Raw genomic sequence first — 25,757 nt, 5'->3', positions numbered from 1 at the left:
TTTCCCGCCCCTGCAACGACTGACGTCTCAACCCACTTCCTCCGTGTCAACCCGAAAGGACCTCACCATGCTCAAGACCCTGTTGATCTCCGCCCTGACCTTGGTCGCCTCCCAGGCCTTTGCGCTGAACATCACGCCCTACAGCGCTGAAGCGCTCAAGAGCGCGCAGAGCGCTGGCAAGCCTGTGGCGCTGCACTTCCACGCCACATGGTGTGGCACTTGTCGAGCGCAGGAGCGTGCGTTCCTCAGCATGAAAGATGCCCCCGAGCTCAAAGATGTCACGCTGTACGTGGTCGACTACGACAAGGAAAAGGCGCTGCGCAAGGCTCTGAACGTGCGCAGCCAGTCCACGGTCATCGTCTACAAGGGTGACAAGCAAACAGCCTTGCTCGCTGGCGACACGGAGGCCGGCTCGCTTCAGCGCGCGCTCAAGTCGGCCCTTTGACCTCAACGAGTTGATCCACGCCTGGAGCCTGACCGCCATGTCCATCGCCCTGTCCTTGCCACAGCTGGGCTTGAGCCTGGCTGCTGGCAGCCTGACCACCTTGTCGCCCTGTGTGTTGCCCTTGCTGCCACTGGTGGTCGGGGGTGCTGTTCAACGCAACCGGCTTGCGCCTGTGGCGATGGGGCTGGGCATGGCCATGGCGTTCGCGCTCATCGGCTTGCTGGTGGGCACCCTGGGCCCTGCGATCGGCCTGGGCGCCGACCACGTTCGGGTGTTTGGCGCGCTCATGCTGATCCTGCTGGCCGGTGTGTTCTGGATCCCGTCGTGGAGCGAGCGCTTCTCCCAATGGGCCATGCCCCTGGCCACGTCGGCTCAGAACGCCAGCGCCGGTCTGGACGCGGGCTCCTTGAAGGGCGCCTTCCTGCTTGGTGGGGTGCTGGGCCTGGTCTGGAGCCCGTGCTCCGGCCCCTTGCTGGCCTCGGCCCTGGCCTTGGTCGTCAGCGAAGGCGGGGCCCTGCCGGGAGCGATCATCCTGGGGGTGTTCGGCCTCGGGGCAGCCTTGCCTTTGGTGGCTGTGGCTTACGCCTCGCGCTCAGGCTTCGAACGCTGGCGCGACCGGGCGCTCGGCAGCATGGACAAAGTCAAGAAGGGCTTTGCCCTGCTGCTGGCCCTGGCGGGCGTGGCCATCCTGATGGGGTGGGACAAGGCGCTGGAGTCCTGGGCCTTGGATCACTTGCCCGACGCCTGGCTGCACCTGAGCAACGCCATCTGAGGACGGTCGGATCAGGCGTGCGCGATCAACTGCTCACCATGCGGGTGATCAACAAGCAGCTTCCAGGCGCCCGAAGCCGCTCGCTTCAGGACAGCAACCGATAACCCATTTTCCTCGATCGCCTGGCCATCAGGAGCCGTGGCGACCATGGTCCAAGGTGCGATGTGCAAAGCGACATCGCCTGAGATCAACACCTCGTGTCCGCTGTAGGTGAAGCGCGGCTTGATCTCAAAAGCCATGCGAAAGCCCTCCGCAATGGCCCCGTGGCCCCGGGCGGTCATGCCAGGCTGGAACGCCACCGTCGCGTCCGTGTCGTAATGGCCGAGCACCGCCTGCAGGTCGCACTGCTGGAAGGCCTGGGTCAGCGATTCAACGGTGGCGATCACGTCGCGTTCGATGAGGGTGTCTTGTGTCATGGTGAACTCCTTTGGTGTGAATGAATGGGGTTGGATGTCGGGCGCAGCGTGGCGCCACAGGCAGAATCTCCTCCCATCCCTGACAGAAACTGACACCAGACATGACCCGTGCGATGCGCTTGATGGACCTGGCCGACCGCTTGCGAGGTGAGGCCGGCGTGTCGGTGCGTCACCTGGCCGATGAGCTGGGCGTCAGCGAGCGAACCCTGATGCGCGACCTCGCTGCATTGCGAGAGCGAGGCCTGCCCATCTCCGGGCAGGCTGGCCGCGGTGGCGGCGTGAGGTTGGAGGGTGAGCGTGGCCTGACCGCCGTTCACCTGTCGCTGTCGGAGGTGATGGCGCTTTGGATGGCCGCCAGGCTGGCGCGTGAAGCGAGCGTGCTGCCCTGGAGCGATGCCGCCACGACCGCCTTGCACAAGCTGTTGGCCAGCCTGCCGAACGCGCGGGCAGTGCCCCTGCGCGCACTCCTGCGGCGGGTCTTCGTCGGCAAACCGGCCAGCGCCACATTGGCGCAGTCGGCCGGTGCCGCTCCGCCTGAGTTGCTGACCTTGTTCGAAGCCGCGTTCACGGGCGGCAACGGCCTGGGCTTTCGCTACACCGATGCGCAGAGACGGTGCACGGATCGCGAGATCGAACCGCACGGCCTGTTGGTTGAGCCGCCGGTCTGGTACATCCTTGCTCGCGATGTTCAGAAGGACGCCTTGCGCACCTTCCGCATGGACCGCATCAGCTCGCCCGTCTTGTTGCCTGACGTTCGCTTCAGACCCAGCCTGAAGGTCGCGCTGCAGCAATTGCCGGATGAGCAGCACATCGTCTGCGCTGACACCGGCAGGCGAGTCAAGCATGGGCCAGTAACCTGATCAGCCTGGGCTTGACGCCTTGCTCGGATGACGCCTGGGCTTGCGGTGGGTGTATGGGCGCCGCTCAATCTGGCCGATCACAGACGTCCGATACCACTCAGGCATGTCTTCGAAGTCCTTGATCAGGTGGTTGTACCTGACGGCCTTGGCCTGCCATGCGGCCTCGATGCGCGAGGCCGGGTCCTGCATCAGCCAAGCGGTTTGCAGCAGGATCTGGTGCCTGGTCGCCAAGTCCGAGCCTTCCAGCGACAAGCGCCGTTCGTGTGTGAAAGCAATGGCGTCTGCACCGATCTCTGCGGCGGTGAGTGCGTTCAAGCCGGCGCCGCGCTTGCTGAACATCATCGAGGCCAGGTAGCGATAGACCGACAGCAAATCGGGATCGACATCGATTTCGTCATCTGTCGCTGAATCGAGTCGTTGGATGACCTCGCACAACCATCTCAGGGCATCGGGGCACTGAAAGGATTTGGGCGGCACACCGATCGCAGCCCCCAGGTCGAATCCGCAGGCATGGCAGTGGCGCATGGACGGCAGGCGATCGTGCTCTGCCTTGCCCATCTCGATGCGGTGGAATGCGATCGCGTGTTGGCAGGCAGGGCATCGATCCAGCATCGCAACTTGATGCTCGGTGCAGACGGTTTTGAAACTGATCCGCCAACTGCGGCGAAAGTAGGGTGGATTGCTTTCAGCAAGGCACAGGGGGCAAAACTGCATGCCAAAGCCCTCCCGCTTGCGGTGGTACATCTGCAGCGTCTGGATCCAGGGCAAATGGCCTGATGTCTTGAATGCCCTGAACAGGGTTCCCTCGAACCCCCGCAACGTCGTGAGCCTCGCGCGGTCCAGGTGGGTGCCCGTTGATGCAGCCAACTCCTCGACCAACCAAGCTGGGCCCAGCCGATCGATGTCCCTGTTCCAGACTTGCCGCTGGTTGCCAAAGATCAGGTTGCAGAAGGTCTGAACCTTCTGCCCATGACCGTGAGCCAGCCGCATCAACCACGACGACAACAGCTCGTCCGGCAGGGGCTTGTATCGGATGGGCCAAAGCGTTCGCGTGAGGCCCCGCATGGTGTTGTCTCACAGGATCGGGCGGTGCTTGCGCCGGGCGGATGGAGGTATCCAGTCCAGGGCGTCGATCTGCTTGCGCGTGATCTGCTTCTTGCCACTTTTGATGGCTTCGATGGCCGCCGTTTTGCACAGGTCGCAGATGTTGCCGAGAGAGCCCTCCGCCATGGCCGTCAGTCTGGAGGTCATGTCCTCATCGCACAGCCAGGACGCTTCTGCCAGAGGAAGCTGCCGTTCGATGCTGCGCAGCAAGCGTTGGGCCTTCATGCCTTCCCACCGAGATGTCAAGGCCAGCGGTGGGAATCGGCTGGCCATTTGAGGATCCAGGTTCATGGCGTTGTACGCATCGTCGATGCCCGCAGCAACGATCGACACTTGGGTCTCATTACCGAGGCTCTTGATGGCGTTGCGGAACTCCCGCTGCCGGGCCATGCTGCCCGCGACCAGGTGATGGATTTCATCGATGATGAGCATCTTCACCGACAGCTCTCGAAACAGCTGTTTGATCTGAAAGTACTTCTGGTGGGGTGAGGCCGTGTGCCTCACGTGGGCGAACATGGCATCCAGGATTCGGCTGTAGAAGTCGCTGATGTCTGGCTTCGGAGGGGCCTCCACCATGACCACCGGGCAGACCGTGGCCTCCCTTTCGGGGGCCTGGTTTGGCAAGTGATTTGACACAAACTTGTGGAGGATGGACGTCTTGCCGCTGAACGATGGGCCGACCAGCAGCAGGTTCGGCATCCGAGGCACGGTTGGATGATGAAGCATCGCATCCATCCGCTTCAGCGCTGCCATCGCGTCTTCGAGCCCTAGCCAGGCGCCTTTCTGGATGTGCTCGATGCGGATGTCGTCGGGCTCGGACAGGAGCGGAACGACCGATGGGGAAAGATGATCGTGCATGTTTCCCCCTTAGTCATCGGTGAAGGGGAGGATGAGTTCCCGCTTGGCAGCGTAGCCATCCTCGTGTGGCGCTGCGGCCTGATTCGCATCTGCGGGCACCTGTGCCTCAAAGGCTTGTGGTAATTCCTTGTGCTTTTGAGCTCGGACTTTGGTGTGTTCAGCCAGCTTCTGCAGCGTGCGACGTGCGGCCTTGGTCTTTTCTGCGCTTTCGTTGGCTTGTTCGCGCTGGAGGTTGATGAGGCGGAAGACCTCGCGCTCGTTCTTCGTCGAGATGCCTTGCTCCTTGCAAAGCTTGACCGCAGCCCGCCATTCCCAGATGCTGGCTGGCGGGTGGCTGCTGTCCTTGTACGGGATGGCGATGTACTTGCGCGTCTCTTCATCGAAGAAGTAGATGTGGCTGATGTCTCTCGGGTCTCGACGAAAGCGGTATGTTGGTGCCGCTTTGTTGCGCCCTGAGACGGTCAGCCCGATCCGGCTGCGCAGGACGTCGTGAAAGTAGAGGAGGTCCATCGACACGCCATAGGCCTGGATCGTTCGTTCTTCAAAAGGCATGAAGTCGATGCGAACGAGCTCGTCGTCCACGAACCTTGGCGGGATGCCGCGCCCCGGACGACTGTCCGTTCCGAAGATGCCCTGTCGCCATTTCTCGTTTGGCGATGTGCCCAGGGCGCTGTGAGGCTCCAGGTGGTAGGCAGCGAAAGTCAGGGCCAGCCATCGCTCAAGTTCAGCCAGCGTCATGCACGCGCGGCCCTCCGAGTCGTACTCTCCACGTTGATCCGGGTTGGCGAACGTTGCCCCCGGGGCGACTTTGAGGGCCTCGCTGAGTGTTCCCATCAGGCGCTCGATGTGACCTCCGTAGTTGGGCTTCTTGACGGGCCTGAACTCCAGGTCGAACTGATACTCCCTGCTTGCCAGTTGAAGCATGTTGCCCCGGAACTCTTTGGCGTTGTCCATGTGAAGCCGCTCAGGCGTGCCGTAGTAGGGCCACTCAATGCCATCGTTGGGTGCGATGCTTTGCAGCCACTTCTCTTTGGGCAGGATGCAGTTGCCCATGCACAGGCCCGCAGACATGGTCGACGGGGCATCCAAAGAGACATAGGTGCCAAGCGCGACGCGGCTGAAGCAGTCGATGGCCACCGTGATCCAGGCTCGGTTGATCGGTTTGCGGTACTTCTCGTCAACGATGATGACCGGCAGTGGCGTGTGATCCATCTGAACCACAGCCAGAGGCCAGTCGGCACGGGGCACACTGCCATCAATCGGGTCGAACCGCTGCGTCGCTGCGTATGCCCCCCTGCGCTTGCTGATCCGTTCACGTTGATCGATCCACTGTAGGTGGCGAAGAACCGTGGTGCGAGCGGGCAAGGGCAGGCCTGCATTGCTGCAGTTCCGCCGAATCTCCTTGATGAGCGCAGCGTCAGATGGCTGTTGGTTGGTGAGGTGGAAGTTCTTGATCCTGTCGTTGACGATGGCTGCAACCGCGTCAGGCAGCCGGCTTTTTCCTCTTCCACCAATTCGCCTTGGGTGAAGGAGGCTGGAAAGCAGTCGCCCGCTCTCCAGGTATTGCTTTCTGAGCTTGTAGAACTTCGCGCGTGAAACCGCCACAGACTGGGCGAGGCGTTCGTACGAAGCGGACCCATGGTTGGCCACCAGACTTTGTTCGATCGCGTCGCGAAGAACCTCAGCCTGAGCCCAGTCGCCCTCATCGACTTCCTGCAGGTCGCGATCCTGTTGAGGTTGGGACGCTGCCGTGGCGGGTCTTGGTGGCTCCATCTTTGAGACATCGATGATCAAAGACTCGCCTGTCGTCACGTGCCTGACCATCATCTGGGTCACGCTCAGCGTGTGCGTGATGACGTAGCGCTGATCGTTCTGCTCGATGACCGCGCCCTTGCGCAGGTCCATCACGAATTTGTTCGTGCGTGCCGTCTTCATTTGCAGGCTCCTCGGACAACCTTGGTCGCCAGGTTCAGGGGGGCGTCCAAATCAACCTTGATGTGCTTGTGGGCGATCAGGGTCCACGCTGTGCTGGTCAGCGCGAGCGGCTCTTCCCCGGATACCGAGCAGGCCTTGTTCAACAACTCCCCGATTGTTTTGTCGCCGCCCGCTCGAAGGCAGTCCTTGATCACCTGTGCATGGCGCTCATGGATGGGGTTTCTTCGATAGCCCTTCAGGTAGAACAGGTTGGACAGACGAGGGGTGCGGATGTCCTTCTCCGTGACGATGACAAAGCGCCAGTTGCGCTCCGCGGCGTACCGTTCGGCAGCTTCGAATTTGGCTTTGTACTTCTCCTCGTTCTTCGCGAGGTCTGAGGTGTGCTTCACCTCAACCAGCAGCACTTCTGGTGCGGCTCCGGGAGCGATGGGGTGGTGGCGGACCAAGACATCAGGCACGTAGCCTTGTGGCACGCCGGGCACTGGCACCCGCACAGGCTGCTCTTCAATCGATGCGACGCGGTCGTCGAACTCCAACAGCAGCATGTACTCGCGCTCAAGGAGTGACTCAAAGGCGACCGAGCGGTCGGCCTTGGTTGTGGCGAAGGCACCGGTGACCTTCAGGTGGTTTCGGGGGATCTTTCGGACGGGCATGACCTGTCGCTCCTGGTAGGGAAGTGAATGGGTCGAGCGCCTTGGTGGCTCTCGGCGTGCATCACGGCCATGGGGCGTGGTCAGGGTCATCCGCGAGGCGGCGGTACTGCGATCGGTTTCAAAGCCGATCCGACCCTGTGTTGCTCAGCCCTGCGCTCAGGGCTTTCGCAGAAGCCAGCGCACGGGCGCCAGCATCCGATCGAATCCTTGCCAGAACCCTGTCAAGAAGGGTTGGCGGAGAGACTGCCAAAACTGTGTCTTGGTGACTGACATGGTACGCAGCTCCTGCAAGTGGCGGTGGTCGACACGACAGTACTTCTCGCGCATGTGTGAATTAGTGTACATACTGTGGCGTGCTTGTCAAAGGGCTGCGACGTCTGCTCCCGAGTACCGATCAGGAGGCGTGTGATGAGCGAACCATTGGATTTGTCGATTGCGCTGAGGAAGCTGCACGAGCTCGCTTTGGCCGAGGGTGACCTGGGATACGCGTACTGGTATGCCGTGGCGCGGTTGCTGAAGGATGCGCAGCAAATGACCGAGCGGGTTCGCGATCTGGAGACGCAGGTTGCGCAGATGTCTGCGCGCGGTTGCAATGCGAAGGGCCAGCCTGATGCTCCTCGTGAAACAACCTGAAACGTGCCCGCCACCATGCACACATAGAGTGAGGCGATGTCACAAGCCTTCATCACACTCGGGGACACCACCAGCCATGGTGGCACCGTCATCTCGGCCGACATGACATGGACGGTCAACGGTCGTCCTGTGGCGCGCGTCGGCGACAAGGTGGTTTGCCGAAAGTGTCGGGGAACCTTCTCCATCGCCACTGGTGCACCCGACATGACGGGCATGGGTCAGGCGCTGGCCCGCCACGGTGACAAGACCGAATGCGGCGCAACCTTGATCGCAAGTCAGGTCCTGGCGACTTGGGGTGCAGATGGCGGCGGAGGCGGCAGCGAAAGCGCGGCGACAGAATCAACTGCGCCATCACTTGCCACGCTGGCCTCTGGCGCGCCGATCGCCGCGCAGGCGCCGTCCATCTGCCTGGAGTGCCTGAAGAAGGCTGCACAGCAAGGCGCCACGATGGTCGTTCGAGACTGAGCAGCGAGCCGGCCGTGGACAGATACCTTGAGGCGCTTGAACGCGTGCGCCGCACCAACCCGTTCGCCCACCTTTTTGCGCTGGTGGACGGCTTACAGCACGAGGCTGCGTTTGGCCAGGTTTTGACGGCGGAGCAAGGCGTGGCCCTCTTCCTGGGTACGCCAGATGAGCCGCTTGCCCACGCCGGGCCCTGGCTCATTGACGTTCAAGCGCAGCATGATCTTTGCAGTGCCTTGGCCGATGCAGAGTTGGTGGCGCCTGTGTGCAGTTGGCTGATCACCGCCGTTCCTTTCCCAGGCCTGGTGCAGTTGCTTCAGAACAAGCTTGACATGCGGCTCCCTGATGGGAAGGTCGCGTTGATCAGGTATCACGACCCACGTGTGCTGCGGCGACTGGCGTTGACGTTGAGGCCGGATCAACGGGAAACGTTTTTTGAACACATCGACGAATGGCATTTCATGGTCGATGGACAGGCTTTCCATGTGGGGAGAGGGCAGTGATTGAACTGGATGCAACTCAACTGGCGCAGCTTCATGCTGGCGAGCAGGAAGACTTCGTGCGTCGTGTGCACGTCGATTTGGTTCGCAAGTTTCCAGAGATTGCGAGCAAGCCAGGTCTTGCTGAGCGACTACAGGAAGCGAACCGGCACGCGCTCGAGCTGGGCTTGTCCGAATCTGGCGTGCGCACGCAGTTTCTTCACCAGGCTGCGTGGGCACCAGGCTTCTATCTCGCGCCGGCCGTCAATGCGTGGTTGAGCAAGCCAGGCGTGCCTGCCGAGCAGCGGTGGAAAGACTTCATGGCGCTACTCGGGCACAAGCTGGGGCTGCACGAGCAATCTGATGAGGAGGAAAGCTGATGGCTGCTCTTGGTTTGCCGCTGCTGGAATCTGCGGTCAACGCGCTGTTGGTGGCCTTGGGTGTCACCACGGCTGCGGGCACTGCTGTGGTGGTATCGGAGGAGGTCAAGAAGCGGCAGCGCGAAGCGGCTGACGCCAAGGCGGACCCTGTGGCACAAACGGCACCCAAGGCTGAAACCAAGTCGTGCCAGAAGTGCCCGCCAGACTGTGGAAAGCTGGTTGAGCGCAACTGGAACATGAGTGAGAACTCGCGCGCATATCAGGCCAAGGTCACCGGCTTTGCCCCGAGCACAGAATGGCAGTTCTCAGGACTCGACTTTGACGGGTTCAAGTCAGCAGAATGCCTGCTTGTGGAAGCGAAAGCAGAGTACGACCAATTCCTGGAGCAGCACCCCAGCGGCGGCATTGCTCCGAAGGCTTGGTACGGGTCATTCGAGACGAAGATGCTTCCGCAAGCGCGGGCACAGGCCATGGCCGCACTGCAAGGTGCGCCGGCGCGCCTGCACTGGTACTTTCAAACCCCACTGGCGTATCAGTACATGGCGCCCGCGCTGCGCCGCATGATTCCGCTCCAGCCCATCTATCAGCCGTGACCCATGTTCAATATCGAAGCGCTCTTTCATCCGCCCAAGGACACCGGTCTCTTGGATGCCGCACAAGCCTTGCAGTCTTTGGAGGGGGTGGCGGGTTTTCTCGCTGCGCAGCACCCTGATTTCAATGAGTGGCTTTTGCAGGGCGACTCCCTGGAAGACGCATCGCGCTTCTCGGCGTTCAGCGCAGGCATGAATGGCCGCGACGCGGCGCTGGCCATCATCAATCAGCGGTTCAGATCTGCCCCTGTCATCGGGCTGTGGAACGGCATGGAGGAGTCCAGCAAGGGGGCGACGATGACGCTCTCGGTTTCGACGGGCCCTTATGCCAGTGAGATGACGCTCCACTTTGGCGAGCTCGCGAACGAGTGCCGATTGGGCAACTACCGGCAAGTGGCCGCCACCCTGGCCCTGCTGGCTCAGACCTACAAGCCCGTGTGCGCCTATGTCTACGAGCCGACCACCTACAAACTGGTCTACGACGACCGGGTCGGTGTCGGCTGGATGATCTACTTGCCGGTCAAGCTCAGCATCAAAGACGTACCGGAGGCTCGTGCGGTCATCCCGGTTGCGCAGGATGGCGGGGCGGAGGGGACCATCCTGGTTTCGGTGATCGATGCGGTTTTTAACGAAAAGAACCGCGAGCACACCGACATCGCGCATGCGATTGAAACTCGGCTGGTTGACTTGGAGTTGTTGCCGACGTTTGTGCAGCTGCTGAGGCCTGCGGGACATTGAGAACTGACGGCGGGGAATGGGTGCAACACCTATGGCCCGCATTTGGGTAGGTCGGGGATGCAGGCGGTCTTAGGCGAGTCCTCCGACTGATCTCTCCTGCCTGGTCTGCATAGCGGATACCGTCGGCTACAGGTAGCGCACATTCAGTGATGCCGTTCAGCGCGAACTCTCTCTGCTTCGCTGCGTGGTCTCAATCCTCCGAAGGTCGTGTCGACGCTTGTCCGGTCGCCTCCAGATGAGGCCGAGTTGAAAGATCGTAGCCGCCTCAATATCCTTCGCGCTTATGTCTCGCGAGCGGTCAAAAGCACCAAGAGTGCGCGTTTCGCCGCCACATCAAGCTTCATTGCCCTATCGATAATATCGATATCTAGCTTGGATGCCGTTCGCCTAGGCCGCCGATCCTCCAAGAAGGGGCCGTCCCTGCCGGTCAGTAGCCAGTGGAGGTTGACTTCACAGCCCGTCTCTTGCGCGAACTTTGTCGCGAACGCGCTTAGCCGTGCGGCATCCGGAAGCGTCTTGCCTTTCTTCACAGACTGCAGCGTGGCTGGAGTAGCGTAGCCCATCGCGCGTGACGCGTCCGACAGCGTCATGTTGAGGTCGTCTGTCAGCAGCGACAATAGGCGCCTCGAAATTTGTTGGGCCGCGTCGGCGGGCCTTTGCGTTCTGCTCATATTGTTGATATTATCAAACAATGGATCGAAACGACAAGTTCAACGACGCGCTAGGGCAGCACATGACGCCCGCGATGATCGCCAAACTCGTGGCACGAGCTGTCCCGTCGAGCGTACGGGTGGCGGTCGACTTGGCTGTTGGTGACGGCGCGCTGCTTCGCGCGCTTCAAGCGCGAAAGAGTCCCGCCACACTGTTGGGCGTCGACTGCGATTCACACCGCATCCAACAAGCCCGTTCGGCTGGCGTTCCGATGCGGTTACGGCATGCCGATGGTCTTGAATTTCCGCTGCCGCGTTGGAAGCACCTGCAGCGCAGTCAGTTCGCAATCCTGGGCAATCCTCCCTTCCTACCTGCTGACCCCAATGGCGAGCATGCGCGCTGGCAGGAAATTGCGTTCCCCGATGTGCGGTCTCGCCATGGTCTGCGGCGACTGGAAGTGTCGTTTCTCGCGCGCGCGCTGGTGGAGGCGCGTCAGCGCGGAGGTTTCGTTGCGATGTTGATGCCCTCGCCGATTGCGGCTGGGCTTCTATACGAGCCGTATCGCCGCAGTCTTCTGAGCAACTTCCGCGTGCAGCGCGTCGTGACCATCGACGACACGCGTTACCGCGACACCGAAGCCTCGACGGTTCTGTTGGTAATCGATGCGTCGCGGGTAGGAAGTCGCCATGTCACGATTGATCGCTTCAGCCCGACCGATGGGCTAACCCGCGTCTACCGTGGCCCAATTGAGCCCGGTCAACGCCTTGATGCTGGTTTTTGGGGTGCCATCGAGCTGCATCGCATTGGCGCGCCCACGCTCGAACAGATGGGCGTGGACGTGACGCGGGGTCGATACTGTAAGGCCGACGCCGATCGTCGACAGCATCGCGTACTGCACACGACAGACTTGTCCCGGCACCAGGGCTCGACGATTCACCTGCCGGATCGGATCAGCCGGAGCTTCTGTGACGACGTCCTCGCGGAGACCGGAGACATTCTGTTGAGCCGCACGGGCTCGCGCGTGCGCTGGGAGCCCGTGATCGTAGCTGGCGGCATTGCGCCCATTACCGATCACGTTCTCCGCATCCGAGCTCCTGCGTCCGTGCGCGACAGGGTCGCCCGCTCTTTCCAGCATCCCGCTTTTCCGATGTGGTTGGAGAGCGTGACCAAGGGCGTCTGCGCTTCTGTCATCACCAAGCGCGAGCTCCTGCAAATGCCAGTTTTCTCGAACTGAACTGCCGGGCAGTTTGTACGCCTCAGAACTGGACGCGGTACATGTGCCATCGCCGAACTTCGGACGAGCGGCCTTTGCTGCGCCCCGGGTGGTCGTAGATCAGCGAGGAGGCTTGAAAGCTCGAGCGCCCGACCAGGAACAGCGCGCAGGCAATGCCGTGCGGCTTGGTGCCGAATGGCGCCACCACAGTGTGTGGCTGATCCGCTCGTCCTTCTTGGTGGATGGCTTCTAACAGGTCGTAGGCGCCGCTAACGCTTGACGCAGCGCAGTAGCGGACAGACTCGAATTCGCGCTGCACCAGCGTGTCGATGTTGTTGGCCATCGCATTCATCTCCCAGCCGGGAGCATACCCTGGCACGCCGAAGACTGCGTAGCGCTTCCAACCAACGATCGCATCGTTCTGCTCGCAAGCGCCGGCCAGTCGCGAGGCTTCGTAGCCAAGGAATGCAACCAAGCGGGCGTCGTGTTTGGATAGCTCAGGCGGTGTGGTGAATCCGCGCACCGACTCAAGTTGGCGGCTTTCGCTCAGCGAATACTCCCTGGCCCACGACGAGTTGAGGTAACGATCCTTGGTGTACTCAAACGGTTCGACGTACAGGCAATCCACGCCGTCGAGGCCGGCCGCCTTGGCGTGTTTGAGCAGCTGCAGGACTTCGACGAACCCCAGGGATGTGGTCTCAAGGAGTACCTTGCCAGCGCGCCGCATTTGCTCCATGACAGCGGGGTTGCCGACAAGATTGCCATCAACGCACAGCCGATCCGGCTGCTCGGTGAGGTACTGCATCAGCATAGTAGACGAAGACGTTGCCTTCGCCATCTCGATGGCGGCGCGCGACCTCTGGTCGAGCTCACCCCCGTGATAGGCAAGCTTCCACTGCATACCGCCGAAGTCGTGTTCGCGCCCGACTGAAGAAAGCGTTTTGATCTTCATGGTGGTCAGGCTTGTGAAAACAGCGAGTACTGATCGCCGTCACCATCCAGCTTCCAAGCCTTCTGATAGGACTTGACCAGTGCATTCATCTCTTCGTGGCGCCCCGTCATCAGGGTCTCAACAGCAGACGCGGGAAGCTCCAGCTTGCGCCCCTTGTTGAACGAGATTCCGAAATACGGCGCATAGATCGGGTTGAAAATGTAGTCCATGGTCTCCAGTCGTGCGCCCTTGACCTTGGTCTCGGGTGCGACGAAGAGTACCGACCACTTCAAGCACTCGGACAGCAGCTTCTGTGCGTCAGGTTTCAGATCCCCGCCACTGATGGCGAAATGCGTTCGCTCGGCTTCACTCTGCGAAGGGCGAGCATGCGAGAGCCGGAAGACCTGCCCAAGTGTATTGACCACATGAAAGAGCCGATTGCCAAAGTCGCCCGAGCCTTGCGTCTCCTTCACAAACAAGGCACTGGCGTCGCGAGCAGCCATAGCCTGGTTTTTGATGTCAACAGACTGAACTTGGCCGTCGATCACATCCGTGCCTTGCAGCGACAGATGACACAACTCCAGGAAGTGCCGTGTGTTGCCCTTGGAAAGTTTCAAAAATGCATCGAAGCCGGCATAGAGCACGCACGGCGTGGGCAACGGAAGAAATAGCAGGTACATGGAAGCACTGAAGTAGTTGTGCGTCCAATAGGCCGTGTCGAACTGATTCGTCTTCTTCTCAGCCTTCTTGTCGAGCTCTACAAGTAGATCCTTGGGCTTCTTGCCCTGATGCAACAAGGCTGGCACACAAAGCGCCTCTTGCGCCAAGTCCTCTCGGATGAAGTCATCGGGTTGATACGCCGCGTCTGACAGCTTCAGTCCGGTGGCGATGTTGTCGCGCAGGCGACCCCTTAGGCCCTTGTCCTGCAGAACGTGTCGAGCCGCGTTCTCGTTGCTTAGCCCCGGCAAGATCTTCCGCGCCGCCTCCAGCGTCTCGCGTCGATAGGCTTGATTGTCCAGGCGTGCCTTGATGCCCGTCAACGACAACAACGTTCCGGGCTCGATCGCCTGAGACCCCACGTCGATTCCTTTGCGTCGCAGTCGAGAGCAGAAAAGCTCGGCCGCGAACAGCGGGAAATCGGCCTCAGCCCATTCCTCAATGTCACATGTGCGGAAGTCATCGCGCTCTTGCAACTGCTCCGCGCTGAGCGTTTGTCGCGTAACCATGCCGTTGCGCTTGGTCGCGATGTGGAAGATGAGCGGTGCTTCGGAATGCTTCAGGCGAGTGTTGACGGCACGCATTTGGTACTCAAGGAGGTTCTCGTATTCGTCGATGAAGACGAAGAACACTCGGTCACGCATGAAGTCAAGCTGTTCGAGAACAACGTTAATCAGTTCAAGCAATGCAGGGCGCAGTGGCAAGAACGTGGGGCGCGGCTGATCTCCGTCCTGGTTGTTGAGCCACATGCTGAATCTGTTTCGGGCAGATCGGATGTGCCGGGTCAAAGCCGAGAGCGTCGTCGGCGCCGTCGCGTCGAAGTCCCGCCATGCCGTGAAGTCAAGAGCATCGACACCGGGAAACGATTGGCGTCGCTGCGCGTTCGAACTCAGCAACTGCAATGCACTGAGGAGTTCTGTGGCGATCGACAGACACAAATCATGCTCGAATGCCCGGTGCCAATCGTCCTCTGACAATGCCTCGCCGCGGAACGTTCTCAAGTGCTGGGTGTCCGCGCGCAGATAGAGCCCAATCTGCTTGGGCAGCGTCTCCTGCGTCAATTCTCGATTTGGACTTAGCTGAGTCGCATGCGATAGGTATCGAAGCAGCGTTGTTTTGCCACAGCCGCGGCCACCCTCAAAAATCAATGGCTTCCGGACTTCGTCCAGCGCCAGTCGGTCATAGTAAAGAGGGACGACAAACTCGCCCCACAGGTCGAAGCCAAGTTCCTCGGCCCGATTCTTCGCAAATGCTTGCGCAGCGAGATTGGTCGTGCTCATCGATCCACCAGCGAAGACCATTGGTCTCTTTGATTCCAAAAAATAGGTAGTGTGTTGTTCGGCGTCCCGTGATCGAACGCATAGCACAACGCCTGCTCTTCGAAGCCGAGTGCCGGAACTTTGCCGCGCCCGAATCCGACTTCGCTTGCGATGCGGTCGTAGTCGGCTCGCAGCCGCTCGACGAGCCCATCGACTTTGAAGTTTCGCAAGTTCTCGCCCTTGAAGAAGTGATGATCTGCGCCGAGGATCTCGCCAGCGATGAACTCGACACGCGGATATTTTGTTTGAACGTGTTTGATGCCATCCTCGTGCGCGGCAACGGTCAGATAGATGAATCGGCAGTTCGGATTGGCCGCCATCAGTTGCTCAAGACCAACGAACAAAGCGAAGTCGGAGAACTGCTGACCGCTGCCACAGAAGTCATCCACGAAGATGATCATTTGCAAGTCGGTGATTTGATGCAGGTTCTGTGGCCAGGTCGCCCACTTCTGGTCCAGCCGCAGAAGCTTAAATAGGCGTCGTAGCACGTACGTGCCACTCTTGATAGGAGGGTCCTGCAAGCGAATCACAGGCGAGAGACGAATGCCTGCTTCGTTGCGCCCCCTGAGAGCCTGCACCACGGCCTGATCGCTATCGCCAGCCAGCCCCACGAGCTCAGGCCGACAGAGCGCGCCGTGCAGAATCGCCTCAACCTGGGCGCGGCTGCGGAATATGAATCCATCCAGCAGGCAGGCTCCGAGCAGGGAGGCTTGCCGCGCTTCGAATTGACCGTACCAAGCCTCCAGCCGCGCCTCATCGACGCCTGCCCAGATATGCTGCCTCACAAGTTGTTTGGCTCTGCTCACCGTTCCTTCGATGAACAGGCGCTCGTCTCTTTCCAATCTCGCCCCCCTTGAGCCTATGTCATTTCGACGTTTTGTTTTGCTCCTGCGGATGGGGAGGTTACCCGGGGCTCTATAGGTCCGTCAATCCAAGCTCACTGAGCAGTGGCGAAATACCTGGACGCTGCGTCTCCGATTACCCTTACGGGCCCGGTCACGGTGACCGTTCGCTTCCACTTACATCAGAGATCGGTCTGGCATTCATCGAGAGGCTCAATGGCTCAGTAGTGCGTGATCTGCTTCTGGACGACATGAGGCTGGAACTGCTGCTGAGCTTTGTTGTGCACGAGGATGTGACAGGGAGCCGCTTGCGAGAGGCCTTGCCTGCATAGGTGCCCCAGGGCTTGTTTGGCACGCGCGCGGGCCTTGTGGCCGCCGCAACAGGGGGCGCGGGGCTCTGGTTGATACCTTTTGCTTTGGTCGGCACCGAAACATCTGAGCATGGTTTCAATCGACAGTCCGTGGTGTTCCTTCACTCACAGGGCTGCCATGACCATCACTTGCTTCATTCGTTATCAGATCGACCCATTCCAGCGCCCCGCGTTCACGCGCTATGCAGAGGCATGGGGCCGCATCATCCCTCGCTGCGGCGGCAACCTCATGGGCTATTTCCTACCGCACGAAGGGTCCAATGACGTGGCCTGGGGCTTGGTCGCCTTCGACAGCCTGGCTGCATACGAACGCTATCGCGCGGCGTTGAAAGCCGATGACGAAGGACGCGCCAATTTCGAAATGGCGCAATCCCTTCGGTTCATCCTTCGCGAAGAACGCACCTGGCTGGAAGCGGTGCCGTCCACGCTCAACCAGTCTCGTGAGGTGACGCCATGATCGCCGTCATCTTCGAGCTGGAGCCGCATGCTGGTCAGTTGGCTCGCTATTTCGAATGGGCTGGTGCCTTGCAAGCATCGTTGATGGATGTTGACGGATTCATCTCCATCGAGCGCTTTGAATCTGTTGGCAAACAGGGCCGCTACCTCTCCCTGAGCTTTTGGCGCGACGAGGCCGCGGTCAGCCAATGGCGCAACATGGCAGCACATCGGGCGGCACAAGGCGAAGGCCGATCCCGGATCTTTGCCCACTACCGCTTGCGCGTGGCCGAGGTCATTCGAGATTACGGCTTGTTGGATCGCGCTCAAGCGCCAGACGACTCCGTGCGTGCCTTAGGCTGATGGCATGAAGAGTTCAGCAGCCCACGAACCCCGCATCGCCCGCGTGGCGGCGATGATGTCTGACCCGGCGCGCTCGCTGATGCTGGCTTACTTGCTGTCGGGTGAACTTGCCAGTGCGGGTGAGCTGGCTTTGGCTGCCTCGGTGACGCCTTCCACCGCCAGTGGGCACCTGGCCAAGTTGCTGGAAGCCGGTCTGCTGACCTGCGAGGCGCGCGGGCGCCACCGCTATTACCGTCTGGCCGATGCCGACGTGGCGCATGCGCTGGAAGCGCTGGCCGTGGTGGCCGAGCGATCGACGCACGAGCGCATGTGGGAGCACCCGGCACGAAGTCGCCTGCGGTTTGCTCGGTGCTGCTATGGGCACTTGGCCGGTGAGTTGGGCGTTCAGTTGCTGACGGCCTTGCTGATGCGCAAAGGTTTGAGCGCGGCACCTGATGGTTTTGCCCTGACGCCCCAGGGCTTGGATTGGTTGGCCGAAATGGACTTCGTGCCGCAGTCGGCATCTTCAAAAAGGCGTTTTGCTTATCCTTGCCTCGATTGGTCGCACCGGCGTGAGCACCTGGCAGGTCAGTTGGCTGACGAGCTGTTGGGGCATTTCATTCAGCAGGGGTGGCTCAGGCGCACAGATGGACGTGCGCTGGACCTGACGCCGCGCGGCCTGCAAGTGTTGGTGCCCATGTTGACTTCAAATGAGCGCCAACACGGAGGCTGATTGCGCGGCGTCTGGTCAAAGTTGGGGGCATTGGGGCATGGCTCGCGATCAGCCGGTTGGCCGGATTTTTCTTCCAGTGCGAGACTGTTTTCTCCCACTCCGAGACAAATCGCCCCAACCAGCCCGATTTTTCTCCCATTGAGCGAGACTTTCACAGTGGGCGCCATCCCGGCGAACTGAGCGGCGGACGTCGGGCGTCGTCCGGCTTCAGCCGGCGCTGCCGTAGCGCTGCAGTGCCAGGCGGGTGGCCCAGTTGCTGCCTGACGTGCTGGCGGCAGGGCTGTCCGACGCGCTGACCTGGGCCGCGTCTGCACTGTGCCCGCTGCCCCCGCTGCTGGCGCTGGCCTGCCCCTGGGCGATCTTTCTGGCCGCCGTGACCAGGGCGCCTTGCTGCTGCGTCAGCCCCTGGGCCCACGCGCTGGACTGGGTGCCGGCCTGGGCCAGGCGGCCCTTGTCGGCCAGCTCGGACTCGGCCCGCCGGGCCAGGGTCTTGCCCAGCTGAGACAGCGCGCTGCCCGCCGCAGCCGGGTTGGTCGCCAGGCTTTTCTGCAGCGTGGCGGTGTCCAGCTTGAGCGTGCCATCCGGTTGCCGCATCAGGCCGAGCTGGGTCAGTTGCGAGCGCGTGCTGTCGGCCGACGAGAGGGCCCGGCGGGAGGCCGCGATGGCCTGGCCGGCACGGCCTTCGGTGCCTGCCTTCGCCTGCTGGATGGCCTCGTTGTAGGCGTCCACCAGGCGCGTCACCTTGCTCATCACCTCGGCCGATGCGGTGTCGCCGCTCACGCTGGCCAGCTCCTTGGCGCTGCTGGCCAGGCTGGAGACGGTCGCCTTGTACTGCCCGAGTTGCGAGATGGACGCCGACGCCGTCTGCGATTGCGCCAGCAGGCGTTCGTGGGCCTTGGCCAGGGCCGGGGAGACCTGACCCAGCAGTGCCGTGGTCGGGTTCTGCGTTGTGGCCGTGGCCGCACTGGTCGTGACAGCGCTGGTGGTGAGCGAGCTCAAGGGCAGGGTGCTCATGGCGTCTGGGGGTGGAGGGCGGTCCGGACACTGTGCCGGATGCCTGGCTGGCCGAAGCCCTGAAAAGCCGGGGGAGGCGGCCGTGCACACGGCCTGTCCCGGTGGGGCGCAGACGCCACCTTGATTGTTGAATTGAATTCAATGCTGGATTGAATTCACGGGTGAGCATGCACTCCTGGGCTGAATACAGTGGCGGCCGAGGTGTTCAACCGCTTGCGCGGCAGGGCACCCGAGCCACCGTGTGACCGAGCCCTCCCTGCGCGCTGCGTGCTGGGTCACATGCCCTCCGCTTGCCCAGCCCTGGAGCCCTGCGCCCGGGGCGAGGGCTGTCAGACCAGGCCCCACAGATGGAAACCACCAACAGAGACGACGCCGTGCAACGGCTCACCGACGTGATGTGGAAGTTCACGTCCTACATCGGCAAGCGCCTGCCGACCGACGTGACCCACAAGCTGCACGACCTGCGGTCCAAGGAAACCCACCCCCTGGCCAAAGAGATCTACCAGTCCATGAAGGACAACCAGGAGGCGGCCGACAAGCTCAACCGCCCCAGTTGCCAGGACACCGGCGTGATCCAGTACTTCATCACCGCGGGCGCCCGCTTCCCGCTGCTGGGCGAGCTGGAAGACATCCTGTCCAACGCCACCAAGGAAGCCACCAGGCAAGGCCCGCTGCGCCACAACGCGGTCGAGACCTTCGACGAGAAGAACACCGGCACCAACACCGGCTCCAAGATCCCATGGCTGGACTGGGAGATCGACCCCAAGGGTGACGACTGCATCATCGACGTTTACATGGCCGGTGGCGGCTGCACGCTGCCCGGCGCGGCCAAGGTGCTGATGCCTGGTGAAGGCTACGAAGGCGTGGCCGAGTTCGTGTTCGACGTGATCACGCAGCGCGGCGTCAACGCCTGCCCGCCGATGCTGGTGGGTGTGGGCGTGTCCACCTCGGCCGAAACGGCGGCCCGCCTGTCCAAGAAGGCCATCCTGCGCCCCGTGGACTCGCGTCACCCCAATGCCAACGCGGCCCGCATGGAAGAGCTGCTGGAAGAGGGCCTCAACGAGATCGGCCTGGGCCCGCAAGGCCTGACCGGCAACGCCAGCGTCATGGGCGTGAACATCGAATCGTCGGCGCGCCACCCCTCCACCATCGGCGTGGCCGTGTCCACCGGCTGCTGGGCCCACCGCCGTGGTCGCATCCGCATCAAGCCCGACCTGTCTTACGAGATCATTTCGCACCAAGGAGTCGAGCTGTGAGCGCCAAGAAGATCCTGACCACGCCCATCAAGGACGAAGACCTCGAAGCCCTCAACATCGGCGATGTGGTCTACCTCACCGGCCACCTGGTGACCTGCCGCGACGTGGCGCACCGCCGCCTCATCGAGCTGGGCCGTGAGCTGCCTGTGGACCTCAAGGGCGGCGCCATCTTCCACGCCGGCCCCATCGTCAAGCAAAACGACGACGGCAGCTACGAGATGGTGTCCATCGGCCCGACCACCTCCATGCGCATGGAGAAGTTCGAGAAAGAGTTCATCAAGCAGACCGGCGTCAAGCTGGTGGTGGGCAAGGGCGGCATGGGCGACGAGACCGCCGCCGGCTGCGTCGAGAACAAGGCCGTGCACGCCATCTTCCCCGGTGGCTGTGCCGTGCTGGCCGCCACCAAGGTGGAGAAGATCGAAGGCGCCCACTGGAAGGACCTCGGCATGCCCGAGACCCTGTGGGTCAACAAGGTGAATGAATTTGGTCCTCTGATCATTTCGATCGACACGAAAGGTCGCAACCTGATCGAGGAAAACAAGGCACGCTTCCGTGAGAAGAAGCAGCCCGTGCTTGAGAAGATCAACGCCCAGGTGCGTTTCATCAAGTGACGAGCTGACTCGCCGCACGGCCAGGCTGCAGGGCGCCCCACGAGGGCGCCTTTTTGCGTTCAGGCGTCGTCGCCATCGGCCAGCAAGGGCAGGTTGGTGGCCATGAAGTCGACGAAGGCGCGCACGCGGGTCGACATCTGCTGGCTTTGCGGGTAGACGGCGTAGATGTCTGCGTCCGGCGTGCGGTACTGGGGCAGCACCTGCACCAGCTGGCCGCTCTGCAGGTGCCGGTGCAGGTCCCACTCGGCCCGCATCACGATGCCGTGGCCGGCCAGGGCCCATTTCAGGGCGATCTCGCCGTCGTTGGTGGTCAGGGAGCCGCGGATCTTGATGGCCTCGGTGTCCAGGCTGGCGCCTCGGCCATGGCTCAGCCGCCAGATGCCGTAGGCCTCCTCGCCCTGGCGGATGCCGATGCAGTTGTGGCGGGTGAGGTCGTGGGGGGTGCGGGGTTCGCCGTGCCTGGCAAGGTAGGCCGGCGAGGCGCACAGCAGGCGCTTGTTGCGGGCGATGCGCCGCGCGATGACCCGGCTGTCGGGTGGGGCGCCAAAGCGGATGCAGACGTCGAAGGCGTCGTCGGTCAGCGGTGGCGGGTTGACGGAGAGCTGCAGTTGCACGTCCACCTGCGGGTGGGTCTGCACGAAGGTGGAAATCAGGGGGGCCACATGGCTGCGCCCGAAGCCCAGCGTGGCATTGACGCGCAGCAGGCCCGCGGGTGTGGCCTTGGACTGGCCGAGCAGGGCGCCCATGTCCTCGATGTCCTGCAGGATGCGGCGGGCGTGACCCAGGTAGAGCTCGCCCTCGGGCGTCAGGCTCATGCGCCGCGTGGTGCGGTTGACCAGCGAGATGCCCAGGCGGGTCTCCATCTGCGCCAGGCGCTTGCTCACGGCCGGGGTGGTGATGCCGAGCTCGCGCGCTGCCGCGCTGAGGCTGGGGGCCGAGGCCAGGGCGGAAAAGAAGCTGAGGTCTGCGGGCTGGATGCCGGTGCTCATGGCGGGCTTGCGAGGGTTTTTTCAGGAGGGCGGGCGATTCGGGAAAGCCCTGAAGCCCGATGTCGGGCTGGCGCTCCCTCAGAGGGAAGACGGGTTTTCGATCTTAACCGCAGGTTAAGGATGGATTCACTTTCTGCGTGATTGTGGGGTTTGATGCCTTTCTACATTGAGGCCCTTGACCAGACCCCCATCACGGAGATCCCCCATGAAGACCTATCGCATCGCCACCATCCCCGGAGATGGCATCGGCAAGGAAGTCGTGCCCGCCGGGCAGCAGGTGCTGCAGGCCCTGGCCCAGGCCAACAAGACGTTCGCCTTCGAGTTCGAGCACTTTGACTGGGGCGGTGATCACCATCGCGCCCACGGCGTGATGATGCCGGCCGATGGCCTCGACGCCCTGCGCCACAAGGATGCGATCCTGTTCGGCTCGGCTGGCGACCCCGACATCCCGGACCACATCACCCTGTGGGGCCTGCGCCTGAAAATCTGCCAGGGCTTCGACCAGTACGCCAATGTGCGCCCCACCCGCATCCTGCCCGGCATCGATGCACCGCTGAAACGCTGCCGCCCCGAGGACCTGAACTGGGTCATCGTCCGTGAGAACTCCGAAGGCGAGTACTCCGGTGTGGGGGGCCGGGTGCACCAGGGCCACCCCATCGAAGCCGCTTGCGACGTGTCGATGATGACCCGTGCCGGTGTGGAGCGCGTGATCCGCTTCGCCTTCAAGCTGGCCCAGTCCCGCCCCCGCAAGCAGCTCACCGTCATCACCAAGAGCAACGCCCAGCGCCACGCCATGGTGATGTGGGATGAGGTGGCTCAAGAAGTGAGCCAGGACTTCCCCGACGTGAAGTGGGACAAGGAAATCGTGGACGCCGCCACGGCCCGCATGGTCAACCGCCCGGCCTCGCTGGACACCATCGTGGCCACCAACCTGCACGCCGACATCCTGAGTGACCTGGCCGCCGCCCTGGCCGGCAGCCTGGGCATCGCGCCCACGGCCAACCTCGATCCCGAGCGCCGTTACCCCTCGATGTTCGAGCCCATCCACGGCTCGGCCTTCGACATCATGGGCAAGGGTCTGGCCAACCCGGTGGGCACCTTCTGGAGCTGCGTGCTGATGCTGGAGCACCTGGGTGAGGCCGAGGCCGCCCGCCAGCTGATGGCCGCCGTCGAGCAGGTCACGGCCAACCCCGCGCTGCACACCGGTGACCTGGGGGGCCGTGCCACCACGGCCCAGGTGACCGAGGCCGTCTGCGCCCGCCTGCTGGCCTGAGCCCCGGGGCGCTCATCCACAGGGCCCTGCCCGAGGGCCCTCGCTCCCCACACCCATTTTCTGGAGACTCCACCATGCCTCGCTTTCTTGGCAAGCTTTATGTGCAGGTGATCATCGGCGTGCTCGCCGGTCTGATCCTGGGGGTGATTTACCCCCATTTCGCCACCGACCTCAAACCCCTGGGTGACGCATTCATCCGCCTCATCAAGATGGTGTTTGCGCCGGTCATCTTTGCGATGGTCGTGCTGGGCATTGCCAAGATGGAGAGCATGAAGGAGCTGGGCCGGGTCGGCTCCCGCGCCCTGATCTACTTCGAGGTGCTGTCGACCCTGGCGCTGGCCCTGGGGCTGCTGGTGGTCAATGTGTTCCAGCCTGGTGTCGGCATGAATGTCGACCCGACCGCGCTGGACACCAAAGGCATCGCCAATTACACGGCCGCCGCGGCCAAGCCGGCGACTTTTGTGGACTTCCTGCTCAACATGATCCCCACGAGCATCGTGGAGGCCCTGGCCAAGAACGACATCCTGCAGATCCTGGTGTTTGCGATCTTCTTCGGCGTGGCCCTGTCGCACATGGGCAAGCGTGCCAAGCCGGTGGTCGATGTGCTGGACGCCTTCTGCAACGGCATGTTCGTCATCGTGTCGATGGTGATGCGCTTTGCCCCCATCGCCGCCTTTGGCGCCATCTCGTTCACGGTGGGCAAGTACGGCCTGGGCTCGGTGATGTCGCTGGGCAAGCTGATGGCCTGCATGTACCTCACCTGCTTCGCCTTTGTGGTGCTGGTGCTCGGCCCCATCTGCCGTGCCGCGGGCTTCAGCCTGTGGAAGTTCCTGCGCTACATCCGTGAAGAGCTGTTCACGGTGCTGGGCACCAGCTCGTCGGAGTCGGTGATCCCGCAGCTGATGCGCAAGCTGGAAAACGCCGGGGTTTCCAAGCCGGTGGTGGGCCTGGTGATCCCGTCTGGCGTGACCTTCAACCCCGATGGCCAGTGCATCTACTACACCATGGCCGCCATCTTCATCGCCCAGGCCACCAACACCCCGCTGAGCTTTACCGACCAGCTGGTGGTGCTGGGGGTGCTGATGCTGACCTCCAAGGGCTCGGCCGGTGTGACGGGGTCCGGCTTCATCACCCTGGCGGCCACCCTGGCCTCGCTTGGCACGATCCCGGTGGCCGGCATGGTGCTGCTGCTCGGTGTGGACCGCTTCATGTCGGAGGCCCGCGCCATCACCAACACCATCGGCAATGCGGTGGGTACCATGGCCATCGCACGCTGGGTGGGCGCCCTCGACCGTGAGCACCTGCGCAAGGTGCTCGACGGGGAGGTGGTGAGCGAGGCCCCGCAGCCTGCCGAGCCCGAAGCCACCCAACCCACGCCCATCCTGCGCCACTCGGCTGGCGCCTGAGGTCCCGACGATGACGAACGCCCCGATGCCCAACGCCCTGACCCCCACTGCCAGCCAGGCCCGTGAAGCCCTGCTGCGCATGTTTGCCGCGGCCATCGAAGCGGCCCAGCCCGCCCATTGCATCGCGGCCCACCTGCCGCCCGAGCCCAAGGGGCGGCTCATCGTGATCGGTGCGGGCAAGGCTTCGGCGGAGATGGCCCGCGCCGTCGAGCAACACTGGCGGGGCCCCCTGTCGGGGCTGGTGGTCACGCGTTACGGTTACGCCGTGCCGTGTGAGCACATCGAGATCGTCGAGGCCGCCCACCCGGTGCCCGACGAAGCCGGCCAGCTCGCTGCGCGCCGCATCCTGAGCCTGGTGCAGGGCCTCACGGCCGACGACACCGTGCTCTGCCTGATCTCGGGCGGGGGCTCGGCCTTGCTGCCCCTGCCGCTCGATGGCATCACGCTGGCCTACAAGCAGGCCCTCAACCGGGCCCTGCTGGCCTCTGGGGCCACGATCAGCGAGATGAACTGCGTGCGGCGCCACCTCTCGGCCATCAAGGGCGGGCGGCTGGCGGCGGCCTGCCACCCGGCGCGGGTGCACACCCTGCTGATCTCGGATGTGCCCGGCGACCAGCCCTGCGACGTGGCCTCTGGCCCCACCGTGGGCGACGCCAGCACCTGTGCCGACGCCCTGGCCATCGTGCGGCGCTACGGCATCGCGCTGCCGCCGGCGGTGGCGGCGGTGCTGGAGAGCGGCCAGGGCGAGTCGGTCAAGCCCGACGACCCGCGCCTGGCCCGCTGCGACACCCGCTTCATCGCCACGCCCCAGATGGCGCTGGAGGCCGCTGCCCGGGTGGCCCAGGCCGAAGGCTTCACGCCCTTCATCCTGGGCGACAGCCTGGAGGGCGAGGCCCGCGATGTGGGCAAGGTGCTGGCCGGCATCGCTCTGCAGGTGGCCCGCCGCGATCAGCCTTTTGCCATGCCCTGTGTGCTGCTTTCGGGCGGCGAAACCACGGTGACCGTGCGCGGCGATGGCCGTGGCGGTCGCAATGTGGAGTGCCTGCTGGCCATGGCCCTGGCCCTGCAGGGTGAGCCCGGCGTTCACGCGCTGGCGGGCGACACCGACGGGGTCGATGGCCAGGAGGAGATCGCCGGCGCCTTCATCGCGCCCGACACCCTCGCACGCGCCTGGGCCCTGGGCATCCCGCCCCAGGCCGCGCTGGACCGCAACGACGGCCACGGCTTTTTCCAGGCCCTGGGCGACTCGGTCGTCACCGGGCCGACCCTCACCAACGTGAACGACTTTCGCGCGATCCTGATCACGCGCTGAGCGCAAGGACTTCCCTC

General features: G+C 62.8%; 29 protein-coding genes. 18 read left to right on the top strand and 11 right to left on the bottom strand.

Annotation, left to right across the window (positions count from 1 at the left end):
* Window positions 1-67 precede the first annotated feature (67 nt).
* On the top strand, window positions 68-445 hold the full coding sequence (locus QZ994_RS04400; protein ID WP_290868779.1) for a thioredoxin family protein: 378 nt from the start codon (window positions 68-70) through the stop codon (window positions 443-445).
* 37 nt (window positions 446-482) lie between these two features.
* The gene (locus QZ994_RS04395; protein ID WP_290868776.1) at window positions 483-1,217 is read left to right on the top strand and encodes a cytochrome c biogenesis protein CcdA; all 735 of its coding nucleotides are present in this window, start codon (window positions 483-485) and stop codon (window positions 1,215-1,217) included.
* An 11-nt stretch (window positions 1,218-1,228) separates the two neighbouring features.
* Here the strand turns inward: QZ994_RS04395 and QZ994_RS04390 are convergent, their stop codons facing one another.
* A complete protein-coding gene (locus QZ994_RS04390; RefSeq protein WP_290868773.1) occupies window positions 1,229-1,633 on the bottom strand; it encodes an SgcJ/EcaC family oxidoreductase in 405 nt (134 codons plus the stop codon).
* Between the two features lie 101 nt (window positions 1,634-1,734).
* Here QZ994_RS04390 and QZ994_RS04385 point away from each other — a divergent pair, with 101 nt between their 5' ends.
* Window positions 1,735-2,493 (top strand): YafY family protein, encoded by a 759-nt coding sequence (locus QZ994_RS04385; RefSeq protein ID WP_290868768.1) that lies wholly within the window; start codon window positions 1,735-1,737, stop codon window positions 2,491-2,493.
* On the opposite strand, the gene QZ994_RS04380 is transcribed toward QZ994_RS04385, so the two are convergent.
* Genes QZ994_RS04380 through QZ994_RS04365 form a run of 4 tightly spaced genes read right to left on the bottom strand, consistent with a single transcriptional unit; the run spans window position 2,494 to window position 7,043 of the window.
* Window positions 2,494-3,558: a TniQ family protein gene (locus tag QZ994_RS04380; RefSeq protein WP_290868765.1), complete on the bottom strand. Its 1,065-nt coding sequence runs from the start codon at window positions 3,556-3,558 to the stop codon at window positions 2,494-2,496.
* A 9-nt stretch (window positions 3,559-3,567) separates the two neighbouring features.
* Window positions 3,568-4,455, bottom strand: coding sequence for a TniB family NTP-binding protein (locus QZ994_RS04375; RefSeq protein WP_290868763.1), 888 nt, complete (start codon window positions 4,453-4,455; stop codon window positions 3,568-3,570).
* A gap of 9 nt (window positions 4,456-4,464) precedes the next feature.
* Window positions 4,465-6,390: a Mu transposase C-terminal domain-containing protein gene (locus QZ994_RS04370; RefSeq protein ID WP_290868759.1), complete on the bottom strand. Its 1,926-nt coding sequence runs from the start codon at window positions 6,388-6,390 to the stop codon at window positions 4,465-4,467.
* Window positions 6,387-7,043 (bottom strand): TnsA endonuclease N-terminal domain-containing protein, encoded by a 657-nt coding sequence (locus QZ994_RS04365; protein ID WP_290868756.1) that lies wholly within the window; start codon window positions 7,041-7,043, stop codon window positions 6,387-6,389. Before QZ994_RS04365 ends, QZ994_RS04370 begins: the two co-directional genes overlap by 4 nt.
* Before the next feature lie 408 nt (window positions 7,044-7,451).
* Between QZ994_RS04365 and QZ994_RS04360 the strand changes: the two genes are divergently transcribed.
* From QZ994_RS04360 to QZ994_RS04335, 6 genes are read left to right on the top strand one after another with little or no spacing between them, the layout of a single operon-like run.
* The gene (locus QZ994_RS04360) at window positions 7,452-7,676 is read left to right on the top strand and encodes a hypothetical protein (RefSeq protein ID WP_290868753.1); all 225 of its coding nucleotides are present in this window, start codon (window positions 7,452-7,454) and stop codon (window positions 7,674-7,676) included.
* Window positions 7,677-7,712: 36 nt separating this feature from the next.
* Window positions 7,713-8,141, top strand: a complete 429-nt coding sequence (locus tag QZ994_RS04355) for a PAAR domain-containing protein (RefSeq protein WP_290868750.1) — start codon at window positions 7,713-7,715, stop codon at window positions 8,139-8,141.
* 14 nt (window positions 8,142-8,155) lie between these two features.
* Window positions 8,156-8,641, top strand: coding sequence for a DUF4123 domain-containing protein (locus QZ994_RS04350; protein WP_290868748.1), 486 nt, complete (start codon window positions 8,156-8,158; stop codon window positions 8,639-8,641).
* Entirely contained in the window at window positions 8,638-8,997 is a 360-nt protein-coding gene (locus tag QZ994_RS04345; protein WP_290868744.1) for a hypothetical protein, read from the top strand. The genes QZ994_RS04350 and QZ994_RS04345 overlap by 4 nt, the downstream gene beginning before the upstream one ends.
* Window positions 8,997-9,590: a restriction endonuclease fold toxin 5 domain-containing protein gene (locus QZ994_RS04340; RefSeq protein ID WP_290868741.1), complete on the top strand. Its 594-nt coding sequence runs from the start codon at window positions 8,997-8,999 to the stop codon at window positions 9,588-9,590. Before QZ994_RS04345 ends, QZ994_RS04340 begins: the two co-directional genes overlap by 1 nt.
* A gap of 3 nt (window positions 9,591-9,593) precedes the next feature.
* Window positions 9,594-10,325, top strand: coding sequence for an Imm52 family immunity protein (locus QZ994_RS04335; RefSeq protein WP_290868737.1), 732 nt, complete (start codon window positions 9,594-9,596; stop codon window positions 10,323-10,325).
* A 281-nt stretch (window positions 10,326-10,606) separates the two neighbouring features.
* Here the strand turns inward: QZ994_RS04335 and QZ994_RS04330 are convergent, their stop codons facing one another.
* A complete protein-coding gene (locus QZ994_RS04330; protein WP_290868735.1) occupies window positions 10,607-10,915 on the bottom strand; it encodes a hypothetical protein in 309 nt (102 codons plus the stop codon).
* A gap of 155 nt (window positions 10,916-11,070) precedes the next feature.
* On the opposite strand from QZ994_RS04330, the gene QZ994_RS04325 reads away from it, so the two are divergent.
* A complete protein-coding gene (locus tag QZ994_RS04325; RefSeq protein ID WP_290868732.1) occupies window positions 11,071-12,210 on the top strand; it encodes a hypothetical protein in 1,140 nt (379 codons plus the stop codon).
* A 22-nt stretch (window positions 12,211-12,232) separates the two neighbouring features.
* Here QZ994_RS04325 and QZ994_RS04320 read toward each other — a convergent pair whose 3' ends face one another.
* The 3 genes from QZ994_RS04320 to QZ994_RS04310 are packed head-to-tail and all read right to left on the bottom strand — an operon-like array spanning window position 12,233 to window position 15,998.
* Window positions 12,233-13,141: a hypothetical protein gene (locus QZ994_RS04320; protein WP_290868729.1), complete on the bottom strand. Its 909-nt coding sequence runs from the start codon at window positions 13,139-13,141 to the stop codon at window positions 12,233-12,235.
* A 5-nt stretch (window positions 13,142-13,146) separates the two neighbouring features.
* The gene (locus tag QZ994_RS04315; protein ID WP_290868726.1) at window positions 13,147-15,117 is read right to left on the bottom strand and encodes a hypothetical protein; all 1,971 of its coding nucleotides are present in this window, start codon (window positions 15,115-15,117) and stop codon (window positions 13,147-13,149) included.
* Window positions 15,114-15,998 (bottom strand): hypothetical protein, encoded by an 885-nt coding sequence (locus QZ994_RS04310; RefSeq protein ID WP_290868723.1) that lies wholly within the window; start codon window positions 15,996-15,998, stop codon window positions 15,114-15,116. Before QZ994_RS04310 ends, QZ994_RS04315 begins: the two co-directional genes overlap by 4 nt.
* A gap of 489 nt (window positions 15,999-16,487) precedes the next feature.
* Between QZ994_RS04310 and QZ994_RS04305 the strand changes: the two genes are divergently transcribed.
* From QZ994_RS04305 to QZ994_RS04295, 3 genes are read left to right on the top strand one after another with little or no spacing between them, the layout of a single operon-like run.
* A complete protein-coding gene (locus QZ994_RS04305; protein ID WP_290868721.1) occupies window positions 16,488-16,826 on the top strand; it encodes an NIPSNAP family protein in 339 nt (112 codons plus the stop codon).
* Window positions 16,823-17,167, top strand: coding sequence for an antibiotic biosynthesis monooxygenase (locus QZ994_RS04300; RefSeq protein ID WP_290868718.1), 345 nt, complete (start codon window positions 16,823-16,825; stop codon window positions 17,165-17,167). The genes QZ994_RS04305 and QZ994_RS04300 overlap by 4 nt, the downstream gene beginning before the upstream one ends.
* Before the next feature lie 4 nt (window positions 17,168-17,171).
* Window positions 17,172-17,879, top strand: a complete 708-nt coding sequence (locus tag QZ994_RS04295) for a helix-turn-helix transcriptional regulator (RefSeq protein WP_290868715.1) — start codon at window positions 17,172-17,174, stop codon at window positions 17,877-17,879.
* A 207-nt stretch (window positions 17,880-18,086) separates the two neighbouring features.
* Here the strand turns inward: QZ994_RS04295 and QZ994_RS04290 are convergent, their stop codons facing one another.
* On the bottom strand, window positions 18,087-18,893 hold the full coding sequence (locus tag QZ994_RS04290; RefSeq protein ID WP_290868713.1) for a hypothetical protein: 807 nt from the start codon (window positions 18,891-18,893) through the stop codon (window positions 18,087-18,089).
* A 347-nt stretch (window positions 18,894-19,240) separates the two neighbouring features.
* Between QZ994_RS04290 and ttdA the strand changes: the two genes are divergently transcribed.
* Together ttdA and ttdB are read left to right on the top strand one after the other, a co-directional pair.
* Window positions 19,241-20,149, top strand: a complete 909-nt coding sequence (ttdA, locus tag QZ994_RS04285; protein WP_290868712.1) for a L(+)-tartrate dehydratase subunit alpha — start codon at window positions 19,241-19,243, stop codon at window positions 20,147-20,149.
* Entirely contained in the window at window positions 20,146-20,760 is a 615-nt protein-coding gene (gene ttdB / locus QZ994_RS04280; RefSeq protein ID WP_290868710.1) for a L(+)-tartrate dehydratase subunit beta, read from the top strand. The genes ttdA and ttdB overlap by 4 nt, the downstream gene beginning before the upstream one ends.
* Window positions 20,761-20,819: 59 nt before the next feature.
* On the opposite strand, the gene QZ994_RS04275 is transcribed toward ttdB, so the two are convergent.
* Window positions 20,820-21,749 (bottom strand): LysR substrate-binding domain-containing protein, encoded by a 930-nt coding sequence (locus QZ994_RS04275; protein ID WP_290868707.1) that lies wholly within the window; start codon window positions 21,747-21,749, stop codon window positions 20,820-20,822.
* A 205-nt stretch (window positions 21,750-21,954) separates the two neighbouring features.
* Here QZ994_RS04275 and QZ994_RS04270 point away from each other — a divergent pair, with 205 nt between their 5' ends.
* The 3 genes from QZ994_RS04270 (at window position 21,955) to QZ994_RS04260 (ending at window position 25,740) form a co-directional block, all read left to right on the top strand.
* On the top strand, window positions 21,955-23,022 hold the full coding sequence (locus QZ994_RS04270; protein ID WP_290868704.1) for a tartrate dehydrogenase: 1,068 nt from the start codon (window positions 21,955-21,957) through the stop codon (window positions 23,020-23,022).
* Between the two features lie 74 nt (window positions 23,023-23,096).
* Window positions 23,097-24,428: a dicarboxylate/amino acid:cation symporter gene (locus QZ994_RS04265; protein WP_290868701.1), complete on the top strand. Its 1,332-nt coding sequence runs from the start codon at window positions 23,097-23,099 to the stop codon at window positions 24,426-24,428.
* Between the two features lie 79 nt (window positions 24,429-24,507).
* Entirely contained in the window at window positions 24,508-25,740 is a 1,233-nt protein-coding gene (locus QZ994_RS04260; RefSeq protein WP_290868782.1) for a glycerate kinase, read from the top strand.
* Window positions 25,741-25,757 lie beyond the last annotated feature (17 nt).

Source organism: Aquabacterium sp. (assembly GCF_021768455.1).
GTDB lineage: Bacteria > Pseudomonadota > Gammaproteobacteria > Burkholderiales > Burkholderiaceae_C > Aquabacterium.
This window is presented reverse-complemented; position numbering and strand designations above follow the sequence as displayed.